Below are 24,391 nucleotides of genomic sequence, written 5' to 3'. Positions count from 1 at the left end.
CCCCTCAGCCGACGCTCAACCGCAGGACATGATAGGAAAGCGGCGCAAGCTTACCCTTGAGCTGACCATCCTCCACGCCAACGCCTGTCCCCTTGCCGGGAACCACGTTGTCCGGCTTGTCCGGACCGTTGGTGTCATTGAGGCCGTAGCCTTCCATGGACAGATGTTCGGCCAGGGACGGCGAGCCGAAACCCGTCAAGGACACGTCGAGATCGGCCGTTTCGGTCAGATGCCGGTTCAGGACGAAAAGCGTCAGCGTTCCTGCAGCCTTGTCGTGTACCCCGGCAACGTCGAGGTAGCAGACGTCGTCGGCAACGGAACAGTCGTAGGTCGGTGCATCCACGGCAACGTTCAGTGCATCACCGCGGCCGTAAAGAGACGCGAACTGATAGGGGTAGTAGATGGTCTGACGCCAGGCGGGCCCGCCTTTTTCCGCCCGGATCGGGGCGATTACGTTGACCAGCTGGGCAATGCAGGCAATACGCACACGGTCGGAGCGGCGGATGAACTCGTTGAGCAGGCCGGCGACGAAGAGGGCGTCCTCGAAGTTGTAGTTCTCTTCAAGCAGCGGGGGGGCTTCCGGCCAGTCCCATTCCTTAATGCGGCGGCTGTCGTCCTCGCGGATGTGGTACCACACGTTCCACTCGTCGAAACAGATATGGACGTCGTTCTTCGCACGCTTCTTGGACTTCACGTAATCGATGACACCGCCAATGGTCTGGATGTAGCGGCCGGTTTCCTCGATCTTGCCGAAGTAGTTGAGCGTGTCCTTGCTCTTGTTGCCGAAATACTTGTGCAGCGAGATGTAGTCGACGTTCTCGTAGCACTCTTCCAGGACTTCGCGTTCCCATTCGGGATAGGTGGGCATGCGGTCGTTTGAACTGCCGCAGACGACTGCCTCGATCGTCGGGTCGAAGCCTTTGAACGCCTTGGCCGTCTCGTTGGCCAGCCGGCCGTATTCCGTGGCGACCTTGTGGCCGATCTGCCACGGGCCGTCCATTTCGTTGCCGAGGCACCACATCTTGACCCCGTAAGGATCCTCGCGGCCATTGGAACGGCGCAGGTCGGACCATTGGGTGCCACCGGGAAAATTCACATATTCCAGGAAGTTGCGTGCCTCTTCCAGACCACGCGAACCCAGGTTGACGGCCAGCATCATCTCGATGCCTGCCTGTTCCGCCCAGATTGCGAAATCGTCGATGCCGACCTGGTTGGTTTCCTTGCTGCGCCAGGCAAGATCGAGGCGGACGGGGCGCTTGTCCTTCGGGCCGATGCCATCTTCCCAGTTGTAGGCGGAAACGAAGTTGCCGCCCGGGTAACGAATGGCCGGGATCCTGAGGTCCTGTACGAATTTCAGCACGTCTTTTCGAAAGCCGTTGGCATCGGCCTGCGGATGGTCAGGTTCATAAATGCCGGAATAGATCGCCCGTCCCATGTGTTCAATGAATGCGGAATAAAGCCGCTCATCGATGGAACTGATCCGGAAATCCCGATGCACGGTGACGCGTGCCTTCATTCGCATTCTCCCAGAAATATATATCGAATAAATCGATATGAATCTTTATTTCTGATAAGAATGCGAGCTTGGCGAAAATTGTCAACTGGACAATGTTGTTGCGGCGCAACCAGAAGTGAATGTCCCCACGTCTTTTCAAGTGCAGTTTCGGTCAATTGCGGGTGTGCAGCCGCAAAATAATGTCCTGATCGTAATTGCCGAAACCGCGGCCGAAGACGTTGATTCCGCCCGGGTGCCGTCCTTCGGCCTTTACCTCGATCTTCAATCGAACCGACCGGTGTTCGTCGAGCTGGAGGTCTTCTGTCTTGATATCGGAGATCTTGTGACCGTCCACGAAGGTGCCGTTCCTCCCCACGCTCCAGGTCTTCAGCATGCCGTATTGCGAACCGGAAAGCTTCCACCAGTCGGGTGTGTAGGCCCCGCGCTTGTCGCCGAAATCACCCGGCGACGTCCAGACGCCGATCTCCTTGCCGTTGATCGACAGGACGATGTCGGAGGGCCAGTTGCTCATGGTGCCCGGCACCTCGGAACTCACCTCCATCACCACGTCCAGACCGTCGATCTGCTTGCCCGTCAGCTTGGCATTGTTGGGGAACTGATATTCGACGAAGCCACTGGTAAACCACAACAAAGCCGTTTTCATCCGCTCCGGGTCCATGAAGGTCTCCGGCACATCGAGAAGGCCGATGATCCCTTCTGTCGAGCAGATGCCGCAAGGAGCTGTGACGAGGCTGTTGGTGTAAAGGCCGAGCGGCATCGATACTTCGATCTGGTTCGGCTCGATGCGTTCTTCCGACGAGCGGAAGGCCAGGATGATCTCATCGTAGATGGCGAAGGTCGTCTTCTGGCTGCCCTTTTTTGCCCGCTGCACTTCCGTTCGCACCAGGCCAGCTTCTTCCAGAACCTGGATGTGGGTGGAGACGGAGGATTGCGGCATGCCGGAAGCTTCCGAAAGCGCGTTGATGTTCATCCCGGGTGTCCGTACCAGCTCCTGCAACAGGTGCAGGCGAGGCTGGGAAGCGATCGCCTTCATGGCGATCTTGTCCTTGACGGGATCGACGATCAGAAAATTTGCGCGCATGGGTTGTTCCCGGCTGTAAATCTGGAACAGCTATTTGTATCGCTTTTTTCGATAATTACAATTGCTGTTTCACTGCGCCGGTTCTCAATGTCGATTTGAACCATACGGCAGACAGAGTGCAGTTCACGGACAACAGGTCTTCAGCCGAGAGGCAGTGTTCTTGCAAACTCAGGAATCCAGCCGCAGCTGGGTGAGGGCGCGCTTGATTTCGTTGCCGAGCAACCGTTCGGGCGGCGAGATGCCGGAAGAGGCGGACATGACGACACCAATGCGCAGGTTGGACAGGATGTCATGCATCAAGGGCACGAAGCGGAGAATGCCCTGATCGATTTCGTCGATGAAACCGATCTTGGTGTAAAGGCCGAGGCCTCGGCCGGCCAGGATCATCTGTTTTGCCACGTGCAAGGTGTCGGTAAAGCAGTTGGTCGAGAGGGCGGAGGACATGCCCGAGATTGCCTGGTCGATGATCGAATTGCGACCGCGCGCATCCACGGTGCGCACCATTTTCTGGCCGGTGAGTTCCTCTATGGCAAGGTTTGTTCGGCCCGCGAAGGGATGGTCGGATCGCATGATGATGCCGATCGGCGCGGTCTTGTCGGAAATAACCCGAACGTTTGGATGCAGATCGAAGGTGAAGGTAATGCCGATATCTGCGATCCCGCCCGCGACAGCGGTAATGATCTCGTCCGGCTGTGCGGTGGTGATCGAATAGGTGACCTGCGGATAGATCCGGTTGAAGTCGAGCAGGATACGGGGCAACAGGCCGTAGGTTACGGAATCGATGGCGGCAATGTTGAGGTGTCCGGACCGAAGGTCGCGGATATCGTCCAGCATGGTGCGGGTGCGTTCATAATCCTGCAGCGTCTTGCGGCAGTGTTCCAGGACGATGGCCCCCGCATCGGTCAGCGTCACGCCTTCAGGGGTGCGCTCGAACAGGCGAACACCCATCTCGTTCTCGGTGCTGATGATCTTCCGGTTCACCGTGGTGGAAGACACGTTCAAAACCGCAGATGCCTTGCGGATGGAGCCCTGGCGGGCGACTTCGTCGAAATAACGCAGAAAATTCGAATGCACGATGTCCCCCCGGACAGAGTGGCAAACAGTGCATCACAAAGTGCGGTGCATTTTATGCATCACCGTTAGCATGTTTTTGCACTTTTTGCACCGTGCATCTTCCCGTTAGAGTTCACTGTGAAGTCGGCAAGGGGAACAGTCGGCCACAAACCGCCCAATCTCAAATGAGGGGGACCAACAGTATGTCATACCTATTCTCGAATGGATTGAACCGCCGCTCGATGCTCAAGACCATGGCCGCGGGCGCTGGTCTGGCAGGCGCCGGAACACTTGTGAATATCGTCCCAGGCTTTGCTCAGGACACCTTCAAGGTTTCCATGCAGCTCGGCTGGCTGGCCGGTAACGGCAACCTGGGAGAAATCGCGGCCGACAAGCTGGGCTATTTTGCGGAAGAAGGTCTTGAATTCGAAATCGTGCCGGGGGGGCCGAATGTCGATGGTGTGGCGTCCGTCGCTTCCGGGCGGTCCAATCTCGGCCAGGTGTCTTCCAGCCCCTCTCTCATGCTGGCGCGCTCGGCGGGCATTCCGGTGAAATGTATTGCCGCCGGTTACCAGCAGCATCCCTACACGTATTTCTCGCTCAAGAAGAACCCGATCAAGACACCGCAGGACATGATCGGCAAGACCATCGGCACTCAGGCGACCGGACGGATCCTGTTCCGCGCGCTTCTGGCCAAGAACGGCATATCCGAGGATCAGGTTGAACTGAAGGTCATCGGCAGTGACATGGCGCCGCTGCTGACGGGGCAGGTCGATGCGATTACCGGCTGGAAGACAAACGTCAACGCGCTTTCGATCCTAGGGGACCAGCGTGTCGACATGTCCCTGTGGGATGCCGGCATCCAGCTTTATGCCAACCCCTTCTACACCACGGACACTGTGCTGAACGAGCATGGCGACAAGGTGCAGGCCATGATCCGCGCCATCTCGCGCGGCTGGGGCTGGGTTCGTGAGAACCAGGAAGAAGCCGTCAACTATCTGGTCGAGCGCCTGCCGAACCTGGACAGGGAAAGCGAACTGAAGGCGGTGCCGCTGGTGGTCGGATATTCCTTCAACGAAAAGACCGCCGAAAACGGCTGGGGCACCATGACCCGCGAAAACTGGCAGGCCCAGATCGAGACTTACGAAAATCTCGAGCAATTCGCGAACGGGGCGCCCGCCGTCGACGATGTGATGACACTGTCGGTCCTGGAGAGCACCGCAGACAGCCGCCCGAAGGTCGGTTAAGGCCATGGAAGCGGTATTGGAAAATCTGGACGCAGGCACATTGGTGCCTGCAGCCAGCCTGCGCAATGCCTGGGTCAAGTTCGGTCAGTTCACCGCGATCCAGGACATCAGCCTGGAGATCGAGGCGGGAGCCTTCTATTCCATCCTTGGTCCGTCGGGGTGTGGCAAGTCGACCTTGCTCAGGCTGGTGTCTGATCTCATCCCGCCTGCATCCGGGGACGTGTCGATCTTCGGCAAGACGACCGAGGCTGCCCGCCTGGCACGGGAATTTGCCTTCGTGTTTCAGGACGCGACACTGCTGCCCTGGCGCACGGCCTTGGAGAACGTCCAGCTTCCCCTGGAAATGGGGCAGAGCCGCGGGATCCAGATCCCCGTCAGCGACAAGTCGCCGATGGAGTTGCTTGAGCTGGTCGGGCTCAAGGGCCGCGAACACGCACTGCCGCACGAGCTTTCCGGAGGCATGCGCCAGCGTGTGGCGATTGCCCGTGCACTGGTCTGCAAGCCGAAGCTGTTGCTGATGGACGAGCCCTTCGGTGCGCTCGACGAGATGACCCGCGACCACCTGAACCTTCAGCTCATGAAGGTCTGGGAGGAAACCGGCGTGACGATCCTGTTCGTAACCCACTCGATCCCGGAAGCGGTCTTTCTGGGGCAGAAGGTGCTGATGCTCAAGGCGCATCCGGGCCGCCTGCACGAGATCGTCGATATCGATCTGCCATATCCGCGCACCACCGAGTTGCGGGATACGGCGGAATTCACCCGATACTCCGCGCATTTGCGCAAACTTCTGGAGGCGTGCTGATGACTGCCGTCGACGAAACGATGGGCATGCCGGTGGATGATGACGCTGCCGAAAAGGCCATGGCGCGCAGGGCACGGCTGACTGCTGTCGCGACCCCGGTGCTGACTGCGGTCGGCCTGATCGCCACCTGGGAAATCGGCGTCCGGGCCTTTGGAGTGCCGAGCTACATCGCCCCGGCTCCGAGCGAAGTCGCGACAACGCTGGTGACCGAATTTCCGCAGTTGATGCGGAACTTCTGGCCGACACTGTTCGAAAGCGTGCTCGGCTTTGTCGTCGGCAACGTGGCTGCAGTGCTGATCGCGATCGCCTTCGTGCACAGTCGGATGGTGGAGCGGGCGTTCTTCCCGATCGCGGTGTTCATCAACACCATTCCGATCCTGGCCATTGCCCCGATCCTGGTTCTGATCTTCGGAGCTGGACTGACCGCAAAGGTCGTCATCGCTGCCCTGATCTGTTTCTTCCCGACACTGGTCAATATGGTACGCGGCCTGCAGTCCGTCAGCCCTCAGGCACTTGAGTTGGCACGGATCCTGTCCGCCTCCAAGTCGGAAGTGTTCTGGAAGATCCGCCTGCCGTCTTCGCTGCCGTTCCTGTTTTCGGCACTGAAGATCGCGGCCACCACCTGTGTCATCGGCGCAATCGTCGGGGAATGGGTTGGCGCGGATGTCGGGCTGGGTGCGTTGATCATCGATGCAACCTTCAATTTCCGCTCCGCCTTGCTCTACGCGACAGTCTTCCTGTCGTCGGGCCTGTCGGTGCTGATGTTTGCCGCCGTTTCCATTGCCGAACGCATGATCGTGCGGTGGTGAAGCGGATCTGAACCAAACGAAAATCTGAACTGAAACCGGGCCGTCGCTTGGCGGCCCAACGGGAGGAGTGCGCCGAAATGAGCACCAACACAACGCAGATTTCCTTGACCCGCAATGAGCAGGTTCCGGTCGTCGCAGACTGCGACGTGGTTGTCATCGGCGGTGGCCCCGCCGGCCTGAGTGCCGCCGTATCGGCCGCCAGAAACGGCTGCTCGGTGACCCTGCTCGAGCGTTACCATCACCTTGGCGGCATGGCCTCCGGCGGAATGGTTCTGGTGCTCGACGACATGGTCAACGAGGGCAATGAAATCGTCACGACGGGCATCGTCAACGAATTCGTCGACCGGATGTCGGCTCAGGATGGCGCAGTTTTTCCGCCGCCGGAAGATTGCCTGACCAACTGGGAAATGTGGAAGAAGTGGTCCCGTTGGGGCTGCATCGATTTTCACAAGACCGGCATGCCTCAGCCGATCATTCACGCAGTTGCCTTCGATCCTGATTGCTGGAAACGGGTGAGCCTCGACCTGGCTCGTGAGGCAGGTGTCAATTTGCGCCTGCATTCGTGGTTTTCCGAAGCAATGGTTGAAGACGGCCGTGTGACCGGCGTGATCTGCCAGACCAAGCTTGGCCGTCAGGCGATCAAGGCGAAGATGGTGATCGATGCCAGCGGCGATCTGGATGTCGCATCCTCTGCAGGGGCGTCTTTCCAGACCGGACAGTACATCGTCACGACCGTGTTTCGCCTGTGCGACGTCGACACGGACAAGGCAGAAGCCTTCGAGTTCGAAAATCCGGAAGAATACAAGGCCCTGGACCGTCAGGTGCGCCGGGTGATCGGTGGCGCCTGGGGCATGTGGTGGCTGAAGACGCCGCTGCCGGGCATCGTCTGGTGCAACTGCCCGCACATGCCGGGTTATGACGGGCTGTCGCCGGAACACATGCTGGCGGCGGAAGTCGAAGGCCGCGAGCGCATGATGAAGTTGCTCGCCTTCGTGCGCGCCAATCTGCCCGGTTTCGAAAACGCCAAGATGCTGGGTGCCGCGGAACAACTCGGCATTCGCCAGACCCGTTTGTTGCAGGGCGAATATGTGGTCACCCGCGATGACGTGCGCTCCCGCCGTCATTTCTCCGACAGCGTTTGCCGGGGCAGGGACTACTACACGCCTTACAGGGCCCTGCTGCCCAAGGGCATCGACAACATGATCGTTGCCGGTCGCCACTACTCGGTTGAAAGCGAAGCCCAGAAGCTTTCGCGGGAAATTCCGCCGTGCATGGCGCAGGGCGAAGCGGCCGGCGTCGCCGTTTCAGTCGCTCTGGAACAGAACTGTGCACTGCGCGACGCCGACGTTGCCACGATCCAGAAACGCATGCGTGCCCAGGGCGCCGACCCCGGCGACATCCCATCAGCAAATGCGCTCGTCGAAGGCACCGTCGCTGCAGAATAAAAAGGATAACAAACGTGAATACCCAAGCTTTCCCACTCTCCGGTGTCCGAATTCTGGACTTCACCCAGGTCATGCTGGGGCCATGTGCAACCCAGATGCTGGCCGACTTCGGTGCGGACGTCATCAAGATCGAGCGCCCCGGTGCAGGCGACCTGTCACGGCATTTCTTCGACGTGCGATCGGAAGAAGGCATGAACAATGCCGTCTTCTCGTCGCTGAACCGTAACAAGCGGTCTGTCGAGATCGACACCAAGTCCGATGAGGGCAAGCAGATGGTGTACGATCTGGTGCGCAACGCGGACGTGGTCGTCGACAATTTCCGCGCCGGTGTCATGGACCGTCTGGGCTTCGGCTATGACGCGCTCAAGGCGATCAATCCCCGCATCATCTGTGCATCCGGAACGGGATTTGGTGAGAAGGGCCCCTATGCCCACAAGGGCGGGCAGGACGTTCTGGCCCAGGCGATGAGCGGTGTCATGGAAAAGACCGCCGACCCGTCGATCGAGCGGTCCATCTACCCCACAACCTTGTGCGACTATACGGCAGGCATGCACCTGGTTCAGGGCATTCTGGCGGCCTTGCTGGCACGGACGAAAACCGGGCGCGGCCAGCGGGTCTCCGTTTCGCTCTACGATTCCATGATTGCGATGCAGATGCAGGAAGCCGCACAGTGGACCAAGCACCGCGAAGTGCTGAACTGGGCCGCCATGCCTTTGACCGGTGTCTTCGACACCACCGATGGTGCTCTGGTGGTGGTCGGTGCCTTCAAGGCTAACCCGTTGCGCGACATCTGCACCGCGCTTGGCATCGAGGACCTTTCACCCACCTATCCGGATCTCGCCAGCCAGCGTGCCAACAAGCCCTATCTGCAGGACCGGTTTCGGGCTGTCTTCGCAACGGACACGACGGCGCACTGGATCGCCAGGCTGGAAGAGCAGGATCTGCTTTGCGCACCCGTGCGGGCGCTCGGAGAGGCACTCGAAGACCCGCAGACCGCCATCAACGGCATGCTGCTGGATTTCGACCATCCGGTCCTTGGCCCCTTGAGGGTTGTGGGGTCTCCCGTGCACCTGAGTGAAGCCCCCCTGAAACTGCGGCACGCACCGCCACGCCTGGGCGAACACACCGACGAAGTCATTGCGGAGTTCGGCCTGCAACAGGTGGCAGGGGCGGCGGAATGAGTGTCCTTTTCACCCTCGAAAACCATGTCGCCCGGGTTGTCATCGACCGCCCGGAGCGCATGAACGCGGTCGACAGGGCAGCATCGGACGAGCTGGAAACCATCTGGCGGAAGATCGAAGCCGATCCGACCGTGCGCTGCGTGGTGTTGACCGGTTCGGGTGAACGCGCCTTTTCCGCCGGTGCGGACCTGAAGGACAGCAACGGACTGAGTGGGCTTGAATATTGGGCGTCCGCAAACCCGCTTGGGTTCGGCGGCATCGCCCTGAGGCGCTCCTTGAAGGTGCCGGTGATTGCCCGCGTCAACGGTCTTGCGCTCGGCGGCGGCATGGAAATGGTTCTCGGCTGCGACATCGTGATTGCCAGCGATACGGCCAGGTTCGGCCTGCCCGAAGCAAAGGTGGGCAACCTTCCGCTGGCAGGCGGGATGACGCTGCTTCAGCGTCTTGTCCCCCGCAATATCGCTGTCGGTCTGATGATGACCGGCCGGATGGCAAGCGCTGTGGAGATGGAGCGCTACGGGCTCGTCAATGCCGTCGTGCCGCAGGACGAACTCGATGCGGAAGTGGACCGCTGGATTGCCGACATTCTGGCAAGTGCGCCGCTTTGCGTGCAGGCGATCAAGGCCACAGTACGCGAAACCGGTGAAATGCCGCCCGACCAGGCACAGGCCGTGCGGTCTCCCGAACTGATCGCCGCACTCACGTCAGAAGATTCCCTCGAAGGGGTTCGGGCGTTCCGGGAAAAGCGCGCGCCGGTCTGGCAAGGCAAATGAGTTGAGAGATCAAGATGGCGCTGATCATCAAGAGCGAATGCATTGATGTGAAGGACGGGATCTGCACCACGTCCTGTCCGGTCGACTGCATCTATGAAGGCGAGCGGATGTTCTACATCCACCCCGAAGAATGCATCGAATGCGGCATGTGCGAGAGCATCTGCCCGGTCGACGCGATCCGCTACGACGACGAGGTGACCGGTGCGGACCGGGCGTTCATCGAGATCAACAAGGATGTGTTCCAGGGTCCGGACGGAGGACTGGTCTCGCCGGGTGGCTGGACCAGGGGCGATACGCCTTTCCGGGACCACCCTGCGGTACGGGATTTTTTCAAACGCGATTTTGAGGAACAGACGACATGAAGGGGATAGTTGCGGCGGTGCCGACACCGCTCGATGCGCATGGCGCACCGGTGAAAGATACCTTTCTGGAACATTGCGCCTGGGCGCTGGCCAACGGGTGCGATGCCCTGAACATCCTGGGTACGACCGGTGAGGCGAATTCTCTCGGTCTGGCCCATCGCAAGCAAGTGATGGCCTGGGCGGCCGAGGCCTTTGACACAAGCCGTCTTATGGTCGGCACGGGTCTCACGTCCCTTGAGGACACGCTGGACCTCACGCGCGCAGCTGCCGACATGGGCTATGGCGTCGCGCTGGTCCTGCCGCCGTTCTACTACAAGCCTGTCACCGAAGAGGGGCTGGTTGCCTGGTACGAAGCGCTGGACCGGGCACTCGGCGCGACGCCGATCGAGATCTATTTCTATAATTTCCCACAGATGACGGGCTTGAAGATACCGGCGGATGTCGTCGAGCGTCTGGCAAAAGCCCATCCGAAACGGTTCACGGGCATCAAGGATTCCTCAGGCGATCTCGACTATTGCCGGGAGCTTGTCCGGCGGCTGCCAGACCTGAAGGTGTTTCCAAGTTCGGAAACGGCGCTCGCGGAGGGGCCCGGAGCCGGGTTCGCAGGCTGTATTTCCGCCACCGTGAACATCAGCGCGCCCCTTTGTGCGCGGCTCCTGCAGGACCCGGCAGACGAGGCATTGGCTGGCCGGGTCGCCAGCATACGGGCGGACATTGCGGCCCACCCGCTGGTGCCTGCGGTCAAATATCTTGTCGGTCGGCGCGCGGCTGAAAGTGCCTGGAACCGTGTCCTGCCTCCCTTTCAACATCTGGACGCTGCCGCATGCGGGTCTCTCGACCGCATTGCCGAAACCCTTTGAAACCGGAATTCCCAATGACAAAACACGATAATCTGATCGGCGGCAAATGGCTGCCTTCCAACACCTATTCCGAAAACCGCAATCCTTCGAACACCGATGATGTCGTCGGCCTTTATGCCCAGGGAAGCGTTGACGATGTCGATGCCGCCGTCACCGCAGCGCGCAATGCTACGCCAGGTTGGGCAGCGGCAACGCCGCAGACCCGCCATGATCTGCTGGAAGCTGTTGGGCGAAAGTTGGCGGAACGGGCCGAAGAATATGGCCGCCTGCTGTCGCGCGAGGAAGGCAAGACGCTGGCGGAAGGCATCGGTGAAACCATGCGCGCCGCCCAGGTTTTCAAGTTCTTTGCCGGTGAAGCGCTGCGCGTGACCGGCGATATGCAGGCCTCCGTGCGGCCCGATATCGACGTTGAGGTTACGCGTGAGCCGGTCGGTGTGATCGGCCTGATCACTCCGTGGAACTTTCCCATCGCCATTCCCGCCTGGAAGGCAGCACCTGCGCTGGCCTATGGCAATTGCGTGGTTTTGAAACCGGCGGACCTGACGCCGGGCTGCGCTCATGTGATCGCAACTCTGCTGGATGAATGCGGCTGTCCGCCCGGTGTCTTCAACCTGGTCATGGGGCGCGGTTCTGTTGTTGGCGAGGCCATCGTCACCCATCCGGATGTTGATGCGGTTTCCTTCACCGGTTCCGTTGCCACGGGAAGCCATATTGCCGAAGTGTGCGGACGGCTAAAACGCAAGTGCCAGCTTGAAATGGGTGGCAAGAACCCGATGGTGGTGCTGGATGACGCCGATCTGGATGTTGCCGTATCCGCATGCCTGAACGGGACATTCTTTTCCACCGGCCAACGCTGCACCGCGTCCTCGCGCATGATCGTGCAGGCGGGCATTCACGATGCTTTCGTTGAGAAGCTGCAAACAGCGATGCTGGCCTTGAAGGTCGGGGATGCGCTTGATCCCGCTACCCAGATTGGACCGGTGGTCGACGAGAAACAGCTCTCTTCGAACCTTGCCTATGTGGACCTCGCCCGCAAGGAAGGTGTAAAGGTGATTGGCGGCGAGCGGCTCGAACTTGCCGTGCCCGGCTATTTTCAGGCCCCGGCACTGTTTCTCGAGACGACCAATTCCATGCGCATCAACCGGGAAGAGATTTTCGGTCCCTGCGGATCCGTCATCAAGGTGGCCGACTTCGAGGAAGCCATTACAGTTGCAAACGACACCGAATTCGGTCTGTCAGCCGGTATCTGCACCACAAGCCTGAAACATGCCCGCGACTTCAAGCGGCGTGCCAGGGCCGGTATGGTGATGGTCAACCTGCCGACCGCCGGTGTTGATTTTCACGTTCCCTTCGGCGGCACCAGGGGATCGTCTTTTGGGCCACGTGAACAGGGCCGCTACGCGGCGGAATTCTTCACCACGGTCAAGACCAGCTACCTGTTTGCAGGCTAGGAGAAGCACATTGGGCAGCAATTCCGGCAAATGGCGCAACCGGTTTCTCGGGCTGTGCGATCACATCGCACAATGGTCTGAAGATCGCGACTTCAAGGTGGGCGCAGTCATTGTCGGACCTGGCCAGGAAATCCGCGCGACAGGTTACAACGGCCTGCCGCGCGGGGTCTCCGGAACGGATGAAACCCGTCTCGACCGCCCGAGCGGTGAAAAGTTCTTCTGGGTGGAACACGCCGAACGCAATGCGATCTACAACGCAGCCCGCGCCGGTGTAGCGCTTGCCGGTTGCACCCTCTACGTCAACCGGTTTCCCTGTGCGGACTGCGCGAGGGCGATCATTCAAAGCGGGCTGTCCTGTGTGGAATGCCCGCCCAGACCATCGCATGACGGCAAGCTTGATCACAGTTTTGAGGTTTCCGAGCTCATGCTCAAGGAAGCAGGTATTCAGCTATTGCTTTAGGAAACCTCATTCGCCGGCTTGTCTATCCATGTCATTGAGGAATTTTCTGATCATCGGTTTGAGTTCCGGTTGTTTCAGAATGTTCATATGCGTGGTTCCGGGCAGAATTGCCAGGCGGGCGTCAGGAATGGTTTTTGACAGATAGAGTGCATGCTCTGCCAGGATGAAGTCGTTGTCACCGTTCATGATCAGCGACGGCACGGGAATTGCCGCGACCTGTTGCTCTGTCCATCCCCAGTCCGTGGTTATGAACCTGCTCATTTTTTGCATCGTCACCGGCGCGGCCTCGGCACCTCCCGGGTTCACGGCCGCAATCTCGGCGAACATCTCCGCAAATTCCTCTTCGCTCGGCATCATCGCCAGAACTTCGGCCGGCGGCACATAGTCCGGGTCCTTTTGCATCCTGATGATGCCGGGCACAAAGCCGTCTGGCGAGGCGCTGCCGGAAATGCTTGTCAGAGAGGCCAGTCTGTTCGGCATGTTGACCGCGAGGTCAAGTCCCAGCATGCCACCCGCCGAGAATCCGACGACATGAACCTTTTCCACTGACAGGGCATCAAGCACACCGATGGTATCAATGCGCATGGTCTCCAGGGTGATTGGTTCGTCATTCAGAGGCGTGTGTCCGTGCCCCTGCTGCTCGACGCCAATCACTGGCCGGTCCTCGACAAGTTCAGGGATGAAGGCGCCAAAGCTTGAGGCGATACTCTGCATGCCGCCGTGAAGGAGTAGAACCGGCGTTTCGCCGGTCTCCAGGTCCCCGTGAACTTCGTAATAGACGTCGTGACCGTTCACGGTAACCGTGTCTGCCTGCGCAAGGCTTGTTATCAGCAACGTTGCAGCTGCACCTAATAGTGATTTCTTCATATCGGATTTCTCGAAATTACAGGGCTGGTTCACGAAATCTCCGGCCATTCGGGTACGGTCAGTCGCCCCGGCGGGCCGCATCGATGGCAGCCACGTCGATTTTCTTCATCTCCATCATTGCGCCAAAGGCGCGCTTTGCTTCGCCGCCACCGGCAGCCAGGGCTTCCATCAGCGTGCGCGGGGTGATCTGCCAGGAAATGCCCCATTTGTCCCTGCACCATCCGCAGGCGCTTTCCTCGCCGCCATTGGCGACAATGGCGTTCCAGTAACGGTCGGTTTCTTCCTGATCCTCGGTCGAAACCTGGAAAGAGAACGCTTCGCTGTGCTTGAATGTGGGGCCGCCGTTCAAGCCGAGACACGGAATGCCCAGCACGGTAAATTCCACGGTCAGAACGTCGCCCTCTTTCCCGGAAGGATAGTCGCCGGGGGCGTGGTTGACGGCTTTCAGAGCACTGTCTGGAAAGGTTTCAGCGTAAAATCGTGCCGCGGCCTCGGCGTCTTTTTCGTACCAGAGGCAAATTGTGTTCTTTGCAATCGACATTGTTTCCAGTCCTGGAGTTATACCGTCGCCCCGGATGGCTCTACTCAAAGATCCAGAGGCGACATGACATTGTTTGCGGAAAAGCCCGCGTCAGCCCGTGCTGCGTTTCGCTTGTTCGGCGTCCGCCGCCTGCCAATGCTGCATGTGATCTGCCATGGCCTTCTTGAATGCGGGGCGGGATGTTGCCCGTTCGACATAGGCTGCAAGATCCGGATGGGCATCAAGGGCCTCTTCGGCCGCGACCACGCGCAGCACGTCCACCATCGCGATGTCGGCGACGGAGAAGTCACCGGCGAGCCACTCCTTGTCGCCCAGAGCCTGCTGTAGCGCAGTCAGCTTGGTTTCCATGTCTGCCTTGGCGTGAGCCGTGACGTCGGCTGCCGGAGGAGGGCCAAAGAATTCCGGGACCCGCTCGGCCAGGATCATGCTGACCCAGTGCATCACCGACAATTCAACCGTGTTCAGCGCGGCGAACAGCCACTGCCAGATTTCCGCTTTCCGCTCGTCCGGCAGCAACGGGGTGCCTTCGCAAAGGTAGACAAGGATCGCTCCGCTTTCGAAAAGCGTCTGCTCACCGTCCTGGATTACGGGCACTTGCGTAAATGGCTGCAGCTTGCGGTGTTCGGCGCTCTTGGGGTGTGCGGGCACGGTCGCAACCTGGTAGCTGCGACCAATCTCCTCCAGACCCCAGCGGACCCGTAGATCCCGCACGAACCCGCGTGGAAACTCCGGCAGCCAGTCGAAGGTGTAGAGGGTAAGGGTCATGCGGCTTTCTCCGAGTCGAAGAGCGGATCGAAGCCGGCCCACATCATCCGCATTCCGTCGAAAGGCATCGCGGACATGTCCATGTCGGCCATCCCCGCTTCCATTTCTTTGGCAGCGGCATCACATGTGGCGCGGTCCGGCCAGGCAACCCAGCTGAAGACGGGCACTTCGGTGTCTTCCACCTTGGAGGCCCGGTAGAAATCGGTCTTCTGGCCGCGCGGTACATCCGTGCCCCAGTTTTCGATCATCCCGAGAGCGCCGAATTTCTCGAACATCTTCCAGCCTTCGTCCGCCATCTCGGCGTAGGCCTTCTTGTTCGTTTCGGGCACCGCCAGCAGAAACCCCTGATAATAACCAGCATCGCTGTGTCTGCCTGCCTCGTAGACAGGGGCAAATCCGCCGAAGATCATCCGGCTGCCATCGAACGGCATTTCCGGAATTTCCTTCATGGCAGGGTCGTTCTGCATCTTTTCCCAGGACGCATCGGCAGCAGCCTTGTCCGGCCATTCGATCCAGGAAAACACGATTGCCTCGTCTTCCTTGGCGTCGACGGCGCCGTAGAAGTCCGTAACCTTGCCCTTCGGAACATCAACACCCCAGGTTTCGACCATGCGGGTGGCGCCGTAGGATTTGAACAGAGGCCAGGCAGCGGCGATGTGGTCGGCATATTTCTGCTTGTTTGCGGCCGGAACAGCCGCTACCGCACCTGTGAAATAGGACATGGCGATCATTTCCTCCTTTTTGTCGGGATGATGGGAACATCCCGGTTGCAGCATTATCGTGACAGCGTTAGTATGAAAAAACAACTGCCAGTATGAAAAAATGACCAAAGAGACAAAAACAACAACGCGCCTTCGTTATGACGAGGGGTGCCTGGCCGCCCACGCCCTGAACCTAATAGGTGACAGGTGGGCTCTGCTCGTTGTGCGCGAGCTTATGTTTTCCGCTAAACGCTTTCAGATGATCCGCGCCGGGTTGCCGGGCATAACCGCGAGTGTTCTGACTGGCCGTCTTGCACAGCTTGTAGAGGTCGATGTTATCGAACACGACGAGCGACTGGGGGTGTATTCCCTGACTGAGGCGGGCCAGGCTCTGCTGCCTGTGCTGGAATCGCTGTGCCGGTGGGCGTTGCTGGTGCCCGGTCACGATCCGACGCGTTTCATCAGCCCGTCTGCCTTGATGATATCCATGGGTGTCAACGTCGTTCCGGAGGCTGCGGCGCAAAGAGACGCGCTTGCCGGATTCGATTTCAAGGGCGAGGCATTCGAGATGCAGCTGATCTCCGGCAGGGTTCACACCAAGGCGGTTTCCCGTCCTGACGCGCCCTTTGTGCTTTCCGGCAACGGCAACCGGATGGCTTCAGCCGTTTATGGCTCAGTTCCGCTTGCGGATCTGATCGCCAAAGGCGTGGTCGAGGTGTCGGGAGACGCGTCCCTTGCTGCTGAATTCGTCTCGCGGTTCAAACTGCAAAGAAAAACCTGAGTTGGCTGGACGGCTGCCCGACGGTGCGAGCGCCTGTACCGGCGTCTGTACCGGCTCCGGGGTTTGTAATAAAAATTTCATCGAACTGTAGCCTGCAATTCAAATTGCAAAACTAGAACGATGGCATGTCAAAACCTGTGCCATCCTCCGGTTTCCTGTCCGATCTCATCACCCGCAACGCCTCCCGGCTGACGGGGTCCGATACCCGTCTACTCGATGTGCTGGTCAAGGACCCGATCCGAGCCGCCATCGAAAACGGCAAGGAAGTGTCCCTTCGCGCGGGCGTGCATCCCGCCGCAGCGGTGCGTCTGGCCAAGCGGCTCGGCTTTGAAGGTTATCCGGAATTTCGAGCCTACCTGCAGGCAAATCTGGTTGAGGAAGGCAACGACTTCGAGAACCCGGCCGCCCGCATGGCGGCCCGGCTGGTGCGGGCGGAAGAAGGGCAAGTGCTGTCGTCCGTGCTCGACAGTGAAATTGCCGCCCTCGAGGCCTTGCGTACTGCCGTCCCCGACAGCGATATCCGCGCCTTCTCCGAAGCCCTGCGCGATGCCCGCAAGATCTTCATTTTCGGTCGCGGTCATGCCGCGAGCCTGTCCTCGCTGATTGCCCTGCGCTTGCAGCGCTCCGGGTATGATGCCGCCGACCTTGGCGACCGCACCCATCACTTTGCCGAGATGCTGAACAGGCTCTCACCGGACGATGTCGTCTGGCTGCTCGCCTTCCGCCGCCCTTCACAGCAAATCAGCGATGCAAACGGGATTGCGTCCATGCGCGGCGCGACAAGGTTGGCGCTGACGGACCTGCTCGCGGCCCGGTTCGACCCCGCGCCCGATCATCAGATCTGCGCCTCGCGCGGTGAGGCGGGGGAATCCCAGTCGCTGGTCGTGCCGATGACCATTGCCAACGCGGTCATTCTCGATCTGGCCGGTATCGATGGCGGTAGATCGATCCGGTCCCTAGAGGAATTCAAGGCATTTCGTCAATCGCTGCCGCCACGCTGGCGCAGATGAGTTCGCCAGCAAACCTGCCCCTTCCCGGAAGCGGGGCCGGACACGGAATTCGCTGAACAAACCAAAAAAGACCGCCGTTGGAACCGGCGGCAAAGTCTCGTGCGCAAACGGAAATAGTTCACTCTGACAAGGATGACTCCATGTTGAAGAATTTGAAGAAAGTGCTGTTGGCGGGCCTGATTGGCCTTTCTGGCAGCGTCGGTGCCGCGCAGGCGGACGTCACGGTTGAATTCTGGCACAGCTTCGATGGGAGCGGCGGCGAAGCGCTTGGCGAGATCATCGAGAACTTTCAGGCTGCCAACCCTGATATCAAGATCGATGCCCAGTTCATCGGCAACTACAATGATATCGTCGCCAAGCTCCAGGCTGCCATCCCGGCGCGCCGGGCGCCGGACGCGGTGATCATGGAAGTTACCCGGTATGGTCTCTTCGCTGACCGCGGCGTGCTGTTGGATCTGACCGAAAAGGTCAACAACGACCCGCTCAAGGACGACCTGTTCGATTTTGCCCGCGAAGTCGGCGTCTTTGAAGGCAAGAACTACATCGTGCCGTTCAACTCCTCCACGCCGGTGCTCTATTACAACAAGGAGATCTTCGAGCGGGCCGGCTTTGCCGAAGAGCCGGCGCTCAAGACCTACGACGATCTTCTGGCGGTATCCAAACAGATTACCGAGAAGCTGGGCGACGAAGGCATCACGGGCATTGCCGCACCGGGCCAGTTCGCACGCTGGGGTCTCATCATGGATAACGACAGTGACCTGATCGACAGCAAGACCGGCGAGATCCTGATCGACAGCCCGAACACGATCGAAGCCTATGAATGGATGGCCTCGCTGGTGCATGAGCACAAGGTTGCCTCTGCCGACGGCGTGACCAAGGAAAACAACGGCAGGGATGCCTTCCTGGCCGGCAAGGTCGGCATCATGTTGAATTCAACGGGCAACTACGGCCGCTCCAAGAAGGCGCTCGGCGATAACCTTGCCGTTCGTCCGATGCCTTGCAACAAGGTGTGTGCCGTGCCGATCGGTGGGGCCGGTATCGGCATTCTGTCGTCAGCCGACAAGGAAACCCAGGACGCCGCCTACAAGTTCATCAGCTTTGCCGCATCACCTGAGTCCAACGCCACTTGGTTCTCCGGCACCGGCTATATGCCGATCAACAAGAATACCGCCAAACAGCCGCTGGCCGCCGCCGCCGTTCAGGACAAGCCCGGCATCACGGTTGCAATCGACCAGCTGGACTTTGCCCGTGGCCGTCCGCGCCCGCCGGTGGTCACCTGGATGCGCGCAACCGAATACGACATGTGGCAGGCCATGGCCCTTGGTCAGCGTGATGTCACGGAAACCTTGAAGGATTTCGCGGACCGCACCCGAAAGGAAGCCGAGCGCACCAACTGATCGCCCGATTTTCTTTCGACATCAGCACCGGGCTTCCAGAAGAAGCCCGGTGTCTCCGGAGCCCTTTCCGATGCTGTCCCGCCTGACACCCTATATTCTGGTGCTGCCGCTGATCTCCTTCATCGCGGTGTTCACCTACATTCCGATTGCAGCCAGTCTCAATCTCAGCTTCCGGGAATGGGATTTCCTGTCGCCGACGATGCCCCTTGTCGGTTTCGAAAACTACCGGCTGCTGTTCTCGTCCCACGAGTTCTGGAATTCGCTCAAGGTGACTGCGATCTTTGCTGTCATTTCCGTTCCGATCCGGCTTTGCCTTGCGCTTGTGGTTGCAAGTTACCTGGTCCGGGAGGCTCTGCCGTCCCGTATTCTGCGCGGCGCGCTGTTCCTGCCGTCTGTTACGTCCACCGTTTCCATCGCGGTGGTGTTTTCCTGGCTGTTTGCGACGGACTACGGCATGATCAATGCCTTCCTGCAAACTCTCGGCTTCGGCAAGGTTCCCTGGCTTCAGGACCCGCAGCTCGCGCTCTGGGTGCTGATCATCGTCAACACCTGGAAGCAGCTCGGCTACGATATCGTCATCTACATCGCCGGGCTTCAGGCAATCCCGCAGGAACTTTATGACGCCGCCGCCGTCGATGGCGGCAGGAAAGGCCGCGTCTTCCGCCGTGTAACCGTTCCGCTGGTGATGCCCACAACCTATTTCCTGCTTGTCGTCTCGGTGATCGAGGCCTTTCAGGTGTTCACCGTCGTGGACGTCATGACCAAGGGTGGTCCGGCGGGGGCCACCGACATGCTGGTCAACATGCTCTACCGTGTCGGCTTCACGCTGTTCGATATCGGGCAGGGCTCTGCACTAGCCGTTGTGCTCTTCGTGCTGCTGATGGCATTGGCCCTTTTCAAGGCACGGGTTCTGGGCCGGAGGGTGCATTATGAAGCCTGACAGCCGCATCCTTGCAGGGCTTGCACTGATTGCCGGCCTCCTGTTCCTGTCTCCGGCACTCTATTCGGTCTTCATGTCGTTCCAGACGGTGGACGCCTATTACACTGGCAAGTTCGAGTTCACACTGGAGAATTACGAGCTGGCCATCGGGCAATACCATTTTGCCCGCTATCTGCTGAACAGCATCGTCGTATCGGGATTGGTCACGTTCATTGCCCTGACGGTGTCGACAATGGCCGCATTTGCCTTTGCCAGGTTTCGTTTTCCTGGCGGCAACCTGCTGTTTGCGGCCGTGGTGGCAACCCTGATGATCCCCAGCCATATCTCGCTGATCCCGAACTACCTGACCCTTGCAAAGGTGGGGCTGCTGGACACCTATGCAGGGCTCATTCTTCCGGCAATTTCCAACGGTTTCGCGGCTTTCTTTTTGCGGCAGTACATCCGCGGCATTCCGATCGCCCTGGATGAAGCGGCCTACATGGACGGAGCAACACCGCTCAAGGTGCTCTGGCGCGTGATCGTGCCGATTGCCCGCCCGGCCATATTCTCCATGGGGCTGTTCATCTTCATCACGGAATGGAACAGCTACATCTGGCCGCTGGTGGCAGTTGGTGACGAAGACCTCTACACGCTCCAGATCGGTCTTGCGCGTCTCTACCGGGTCAACCCGGGTGAAGACGTGGTCAATTGGCCACTGGTGATGGCGGCTTCCACCATCACAATTCTTCCCGTCCTGCTCGGTTTCATATTCGTCGAACGGCACCTGGTGCGTGGCATCACCATGGGTGCGGTCAAGTAAATGGAAGTTTCAATGACACGTATTGCATCTCATCGCGGCGGCACCCTGGAGTTTGGCGACAGCACACCGGCGGGCTTCGAAGCCACTGCGCGGATGGCGCTTGAGGAAGTCGAATTCGACCTGCACCCGACGGCAGATGGCGCCATCATGGTCCACCACGATGCGACACTCGAGCGAACGACCGACAGGTCCGGCGCGATCTGCGATCTGCGCGAGGCCGAGGTTCGCTCGGCAACGATCGATTACGGCGCGGGAGGCCATCCTCTGTCCCTCCAGGAGCTCTGCGCGATTTACCGGCGCAGTGCCGTTGGCTTCCGCTGCGAGATCAAGCCCGGTCCGGATCGCAGACCCTATGCCGACTTCGTTCCGAAGGTGGTCGCAATGCTTGCCGCAGAAGACATGCTGGAGCGTACGGTGTTTTCCTCCTTTCTGGTCGAAACACAGGACGAGCTGGCCAGGGCAACAGAGCGGCCAAGACTATGGCTTGTCAGCCCGCCGGTTCTTCAGCAACTGGGAACCGCAGGCACGCTCGAAGTGGCAAAGGCTCACGGGATCCCGGAAATCGGTGTTCATGTCGATTGCGCAGATGAAGAGTTGATGACTGCTGTCGAGAACGCCGGACTTCAGTTCGGCTGCTGGGCAGCACATACCTGTGCGCAAATCGAAAAGACGCTTCGGCTCGGTGTGAAGGTTTTCACCACCGACCGGCCCAGCCTTGCGATCGCGATCCGGAACCGCTGGCAGGGGGAGGGGCGGTCATGAGCGGGATAGAACTGACAGATATCCGCAAATCCTATCCTGGCGGGCCGGAAGTTCTGCATGGCGTTTCGCTGGATATGCAAGCCGGGGAATTCGTCGTGATCGTCGGCCCTTCGGGCTGCGGAAAATCCACGCTGCTACGCCTCATCGCCGGCCTGGAGAAATGCGATCAGGGCGATATCCGCATCGGTGGCAAACGCGTCAATGACGTTGCGCCGCAGGATCGGGACATTGCAATGATCTTCCAGAATTACGCCCTCTATCCGCATATGAACGTGCGCCAGAACATCGCCTTTGGTCTGGAGTTGCGCGGCGTCGCCAAATCGGAGCGCAACGCCCGGGCAGAGGAAGTGGCCAGAACGTTGAAGCTTGATCCTTATCTCGACCGAAAGCCGGGCGCCCTGTCCGGCGGCCAGCGTCAGCGGGTCGCGATGGGCCGGGCCATGGCGCGCAACAGTTCCATCTTCCTGATGGACGAGCCGCTGTCCAATCTGGATAACGCCCTGCGGGTTGCCATGCGCTCGGAAATCAAGGAGCTCCACCGGCAACTGGGGGCGACTGTCGTTTACGTAACCCACGATCAGGGTGAAGCCCTTTCCCTGGCGGATCGGATCGCCGTCCTGAAAGATGGAGATCTTCTGCAGTTCGACACGCCCGGCACGATCTATGACCGGCCGGCGAACCGCTTCGTCGCTGGGTTCCTCGGAATGCTGCCGACAAATTTTCTGCCCATTGAAACCTTGCCCTTCTGGTCCGGCAGAACAGGTCTCACGGTCGGCATGCGGCCGGAGCATATGAAGGTACACACCTCGTCACCGGACGTTCCCGCAATCCCCGCACGGATTGTCTTTTCGGAGATGACGGGTGCCAATCTGGTCCTGCATTGTGAAAGCGACGTCGGCAGGTTGATCGTGACCGCCCCGCGGCATGACATGACCTCCGGAGGCGAAACCGTCTGGATCGGCTATGACACCGATCAGGCCATCTACTTCGATGCAGCAAGTGAAAGCCGGGTGGAAATGGCTTGAGCGGTAAGGCGTCTTTTGAAACTGGTTGAACCGGTAATCAGAAGCCCTGGAACAGGGTGTCCAGTGCGCGGGTAATTTCCGCAAAGTTCTCGTCGAGGCTGCCGATCGGGTCTCCCAGCTGGGAAACCGCCACGGCGGCGAGGAATTGGGTCGCCATGACGTATTCCTCGCCCTCCCAGCCGAATATAGGGTTCAGGTAGGCCGCGGGCGCTGGTGCGCGAGACCTGGGCAAAAGCGGCACGACGACGCGTGTGTTGAGGCTTTCCAGAAGGTCTGCCTGCACATCCAGCACCAGAACGCTGTCCGGTTTCAGCCGGTAGAGCTGATTTCTGGCCATTAAAACAGGCGTCTCGCTTCAAGCGGCAGGCCGTGTTCCTCGACAAAGTCGTTGGAGCTGTTCAGGGCCGCCCTGTTTTCCAGTTTCCACCGTTCCGCGCGGGCTTGTGAAACCGCGCGCCGGATACCTTCTTCGGCTGCCTGGGAAATATTCACGCCCAGTTCCTTCGCCGAACCGACCAGCGTCATATCAATTGTCAAATTGGTCGCCTTGCGTGCGTGAACGCGTGCCATCTTGTTTCCAAACCATTCATACCCGGTACCCGGATAATAGCGGCACGCTTACGCATTTTCAATGCGCATCATAAATGCGCATTATCACACTGAGAGACCGATGGCCTCGAGAAAGACCTGTCCAACGCGAAGCGCCCTTACTGTCCGGGCAGACGAGTATCCTTTCACGAAGGGCCACCGGGAAGGGGACAAGGCCAGTGAGCGGCAAGAGTTTCCCTTGGACAGGTCTTTCTCGATTGATCGGAAGTGTCAGTTCAACTCCATCTTCGTAACGGGAACAGCCTGCGCAGGTCCGGAGCGCGTAACCACAGGCCACCCCACATGAACAGGCCCAGATAAAGACTGAACAGCACATGGCTGAACAGGGGTGACCCGGCCCGGATCTGGGTTGCCATGGCACCGCCGAGCAAGCCCATCATCAAGATTGCTCCTAACACGCTGGTGCGCGGAATGAGGTAAAGAACAAGGCAGACCAGTTCGATCAAGCCTATCGGAAATGCGTACCCCGCAGGCCAGCCAAGTTCGGCCAGCGTGTCTTCGGCAACCGGCAGATGGAGCAGCTTCGGCGCAATGGAAGCGCCCAGCATGAACAGGGCGAAAAGGCCCGTCAGAATGCGACCTGCCCAAAGCATGGTGGTCCCGTTACTCATTTTGCGCTCCATCAGATAGACTTGGCAAGTTCTTCAAGCTGCTTGGCAGCCTTGCCCCAGCCTTCGTGAAACCCCATCCGTTCGTGTTCTTCCCTGGCTTCCTTCGTCCAATGAAGAGCCTGAGCGTGGTAACGGGTCCTGCCACCCCCCAGATCTTCAAAGGTTACCTCGGCCACCATGAAGGGGCGGCCGGTTGGTTTCCAGCCGGGATGGAATGCGTCGGTGGTGACCAGACGTTCGTTTGGAACGACTTCCAGAAAGACACCGGTATTTGGGAATTCCTCGCCGTTTGGACCATGCATGCGACAGGAAAACTCGCCGCCAGGACGCAGATCGATACGGGCATCGGAGACATACCAGGGCTTGGGACAGAACCAATTTTCAAGCAGTTTCGGCTCTGTCCAGCAACGCCAGAGTTTTTCTCGCGGAGCATCCAGGTCAAGGATCAGTTCGAGTGCATGCTGTTGTTCTGACATCTGATTTCGTCCATTGCGCTGTTGTTGATAGCTCAAGGACGAATGAAGGATGGCATGTGCGACAAAT

The 24,391-nt window shown here is 59.5% G+C and carries 28 protein-coding genes; 17 read left to right on the top strand and 11 right to left on the bottom strand.

The window, feature by feature from the left end:
- Nucleotides 1–4 precede the first annotated feature (4 nt).
- The 3 genes from Q666_RS37610 to Q666_RS37600 form a co-directional block, all read right to left on the bottom strand.
- The gene (locus tag Q666_RS37610) at nucleotides 5–1,516 is read right to left on the bottom strand and encodes an alpha-N-arabinofuranosidase (RefSeq protein WP_023001414.1); all 1,512 of its coding nucleotides are present in this window, start codon (nucleotides 1,514–1,516) and stop codon (nucleotides 5–7) included.
- A 151-nt stretch (nucleotides 1,517–1,667) separates the two neighbouring features.
- Nucleotides 1,668–2,597, bottom strand: a complete 930-nt coding sequence (locus tag Q666_RS37605; RefSeq protein ID WP_023001413.1) for a winged helix-turn-helix transcriptional regulator — start codon at nucleotides 2,595–2,597, stop codon at nucleotides 1,668–1,670.
- A gap of 168 nt (nucleotides 2,598–2,765) precedes the next feature.
- A complete protein-coding gene (locus tag Q666_RS37600) occupies nucleotides 2,766–3,671 on the bottom strand; it encodes a LysR family transcriptional regulator (protein ID WP_023001412.1) in 906 nt (301 codons plus the stop codon).
- A gap of 182 nt (nucleotides 3,672–3,853) precedes the next feature.
- Here Q666_RS37600 and Q666_RS37595 point away from each other — a divergent pair, with 182 nt between their 5' ends.
- From Q666_RS37595 to Q666_RS37550, 10 genes are all read left to right on the top strand, one after another.
- A complete protein-coding gene (locus tag Q666_RS37595) occupies nucleotides 3,854–4,897 on the top strand; it encodes an ABC transporter substrate-binding protein (protein WP_031269507.1) in 1,044 nt (347 codons plus the stop codon).
- A gap of 4 nt (nucleotides 4,898–4,901) precedes the next feature.
- On the top strand, nucleotides 4,902–5,699 hold the full coding sequence (locus Q666_RS37590) for an ABC transporter ATP-binding protein (protein WP_023001410.1): 798 nt from the start codon (nucleotides 4,902–4,904) through the stop codon (nucleotides 5,697–5,699).
- Nucleotides 5,699–6,508, top strand: a complete 810-nt coding sequence (locus tag Q666_RS37585; protein ID WP_023001409.1) for an ABC transporter permease — start codon at nucleotides 5,699–5,701, stop codon at nucleotides 6,506–6,508. The genes Q666_RS37590 and Q666_RS37585 overlap by 1 nt, the downstream gene beginning before the upstream one ends.
- Nucleotides 6,509–6,585: 77 nt before the next feature.
- A complete protein-coding gene (locus tag Q666_RS37580) occupies nucleotides 6,586–7,953 on the top strand; it encodes an FAD-dependent oxidoreductase (protein WP_023001408.1) in 1,368 nt (455 codons plus the stop codon).
- Nucleotides 7,954–7,967: 14 nt separating this feature from the next.
- Nucleotides 7,968–9,134, top strand: coding sequence for a CoA transferase (locus Q666_RS37575; RefSeq protein WP_031269506.1), 1,167 nt, complete (start codon nucleotides 7,968–7,970; stop codon nucleotides 9,132–9,134).
- The gene (locus tag Q666_RS37570; protein WP_023001406.1) at nucleotides 9,131–9,907 is read left to right on the top strand and encodes an enoyl-CoA hydratase-related protein; all 777 of its coding nucleotides are present in this window, start codon (nucleotides 9,131–9,133) and stop codon (nucleotides 9,905–9,907) included. The genes Q666_RS37575 and Q666_RS37570 overlap by 4 nt, the downstream gene beginning before the upstream one ends.
- 14 nt (nucleotides 9,908–9,921) lie before the next feature.
- Nucleotides 9,922–10,269, top strand: coding sequence for a ferredoxin family protein (locus Q666_RS37565; RefSeq protein WP_023001405.1), 348 nt, complete (start codon nucleotides 9,922–9,924; stop codon nucleotides 10,267–10,269).
- Entirely contained in the window at nucleotides 10,266–11,129 is an 864-nt protein-coding gene (locus Q666_RS37560) for a dihydrodipicolinate synthase family protein (RefSeq protein WP_023001404.1), read from the top strand. Before Q666_RS37565 ends, Q666_RS37560 begins: the two co-directional genes overlap by 4 nt.
- Nucleotides 11,130–11,143: 14 nt before the next feature.
- Nucleotides 11,144–12,580: an aldehyde dehydrogenase family protein gene (locus Q666_RS37555; protein WP_023001403.1), complete on the top strand. Its 1,437-nt coding sequence runs from the start codon at nucleotides 11,144–11,146 to the stop codon at nucleotides 12,578–12,580.
- Nucleotides 12,581–12,590: 10 nt separating this feature from the next.
- Nucleotides 12,591–13,040, top strand: a complete 450-nt coding sequence (locus Q666_RS37550; protein WP_023001402.1) for a deaminase — start codon at nucleotides 12,591–12,593, stop codon at nucleotides 13,038–13,040.
- Between the two features lie 6 nt (nucleotides 13,041–13,046).
- Here the strand turns inward: Q666_RS37550 and Q666_RS37545 are convergent, their stop codons facing one another.
- From Q666_RS37545 to Q666_RS37530, 4 genes are all read right to left on the bottom strand, one after another.
- Nucleotides 13,047–13,940 (bottom strand): alpha/beta hydrolase, encoded by an 894-nt coding sequence (locus Q666_RS37545; protein WP_161633260.1) that lies wholly within the window; start codon nucleotides 13,938–13,940, stop codon nucleotides 13,047–13,049.
- A 25-nt stretch (nucleotides 13,941–13,965) separates the two neighbouring features.
- Nucleotides 13,966–14,442 (bottom strand): VOC family protein, encoded by a 477-nt coding sequence (locus Q666_RS37540; protein ID WP_031269505.1) that lies wholly within the window; start codon nucleotides 14,440–14,442, stop codon nucleotides 13,966–13,968.
- Nucleotides 14,443–14,538: 96 nt separating this feature from the next.
- The gene (locus tag Q666_RS37535; protein WP_023001399.1) at nucleotides 14,539–15,213 is read right to left on the bottom strand and encodes a glutathione S-transferase family protein; all 675 of its coding nucleotides are present in this window, start codon (nucleotides 15,211–15,213) and stop codon (nucleotides 14,539–14,541) included.
- Nucleotides 15,210–15,935: a DUF1428 domain-containing protein gene (locus tag Q666_RS37530; protein ID WP_031269504.1), complete on the bottom strand. Its 726-nt coding sequence runs from the start codon at nucleotides 15,933–15,935 to the stop codon at nucleotides 15,210–15,212. The genes Q666_RS37535 and Q666_RS37530 overlap by 4 nt, the downstream gene beginning before the upstream one ends.
- Before the next feature lie 100 nt (nucleotides 15,936–16,035).
- Between Q666_RS37530 and Q666_RS0132800 the strand changes: the two genes are divergently transcribed.
- From Q666_RS0132800 to Q666_RS37500, 7 genes are all read left to right on the top strand, one after another.
- Nucleotides 16,036–16,695, top strand: coding sequence for a winged helix-turn-helix transcriptional regulator (locus tag Q666_RS0132800; RefSeq protein ID WP_031269503.1), 660 nt, complete (start codon nucleotides 16,036–16,038; stop codon nucleotides 16,693–16,695).
- 125 nt (nucleotides 16,696–16,820) lie between these two features.
- Complete coding sequence (locus Q666_RS37525; RefSeq protein ID WP_023001396.1) at nucleotides 16,821–17,705, top strand: MurR/RpiR family transcriptional regulator; 885 nt, start codon at nucleotides 16,821–16,823, stop codon at nucleotides 17,703–17,705.
- Between the two features lie 140 nt (nucleotides 17,706–17,845).
- On the top strand, nucleotides 17,846–19,102 hold the full coding sequence (locus tag Q666_RS37520) for an ABC transporter substrate-binding protein (RefSeq protein WP_031269502.1): 1,257 nt from the start codon (nucleotides 17,846–17,848) through the stop codon (nucleotides 19,100–19,102).
- Between the two features lie 70 nt (nucleotides 19,103–19,172).
- Entirely contained in the window at nucleotides 19,173–20,042 is an 870-nt protein-coding gene (locus tag Q666_RS37515; protein ID WP_023001394.1) for a sugar ABC transporter permease, read from the top strand.
- On the top strand, nucleotides 20,032–20,841 hold the full coding sequence (locus Q666_RS37510; protein ID WP_023001393.1) for a carbohydrate ABC transporter permease: 810 nt from the start codon (nucleotides 20,032–20,034) through the stop codon (nucleotides 20,839–20,841). The genes Q666_RS37515 and Q666_RS37510 overlap by 11 nt, the downstream gene beginning before the upstream one ends.
- Nucleotides 20,842–20,853: 12 nt before the next feature.
- Nucleotides 20,854–21,603 (top strand): glycerophosphodiester phosphodiesterase family protein, encoded by a 750-nt coding sequence (locus Q666_RS37505; protein ID WP_023001392.1) that lies wholly within the window; start codon nucleotides 20,854–20,856, stop codon nucleotides 21,601–21,603.
- Entirely contained in the window at nucleotides 21,600–22,628 is a 1,029-nt protein-coding gene (locus Q666_RS37500) for an ATP-binding cassette domain-containing protein (RefSeq protein WP_023001391.1), read from the top strand. Before Q666_RS37505 ends, Q666_RS37500 begins: the two co-directional genes overlap by 4 nt.
- Nucleotides 22,629–22,665: 37 nt before the next feature.
- Here the strand turns inward: Q666_RS37500 and Q666_RS37495 are convergent, their stop codons facing one another.
- From Q666_RS37495 to Q666_RS37480, 4 genes are all read right to left on the bottom strand, one after another.
- Nucleotides 22,666–22,965, bottom strand: a complete 300-nt coding sequence (locus Q666_RS37495) for a CcdB family protein (protein WP_023001390.1) — start codon at nucleotides 22,963–22,965, stop codon at nucleotides 22,666–22,668.
- Entirely contained in the window at nucleotides 22,965–23,198 is a 234-nt protein-coding gene (locus Q666_RS37490; protein WP_023001389.1) for a type II toxin-antitoxin system CcdA family antitoxin, read from the bottom strand. Before Q666_RS37490 ends, Q666_RS37495 begins: the two co-directional genes overlap by 1 nt.
- A 254-nt stretch (nucleotides 23,199–23,452) precedes the next feature.
- Complete coding sequence (locus Q666_RS37485; protein ID WP_035907806.1) at nucleotides 23,453–23,848, bottom strand: DoxX family protein; 396 nt, start codon at nucleotides 23,846–23,848, stop codon at nucleotides 23,453–23,455.
- A gap of 11 nt (nucleotides 23,849–23,859) precedes the next feature.
- Complete coding sequence (locus Q666_RS37480) at nucleotides 23,860–24,324, bottom strand: SRPBCC family protein (protein WP_023001387.1); 465 nt, start codon at nucleotides 24,322–24,324, stop codon at nucleotides 23,860–23,862.
- Nucleotides 24,325–24,391 lie beyond the last annotated feature (67 nt).

It is taken from the genome of Labrenzia sp. C1B70 (assembly GCF_000475395.1).
In the GTDB taxonomy this organism is placed as follows: Bacteria; Pseudomonadota; Alphaproteobacteria; order Rhizobiales; family Stappiaceae; genus Roseibium; species Roseibium algicola.
The sequence above is the reverse complement of the archived record's forward strand: the minus strand, read 5'-3'. Positions and strand labels throughout refer to the sequence as shown.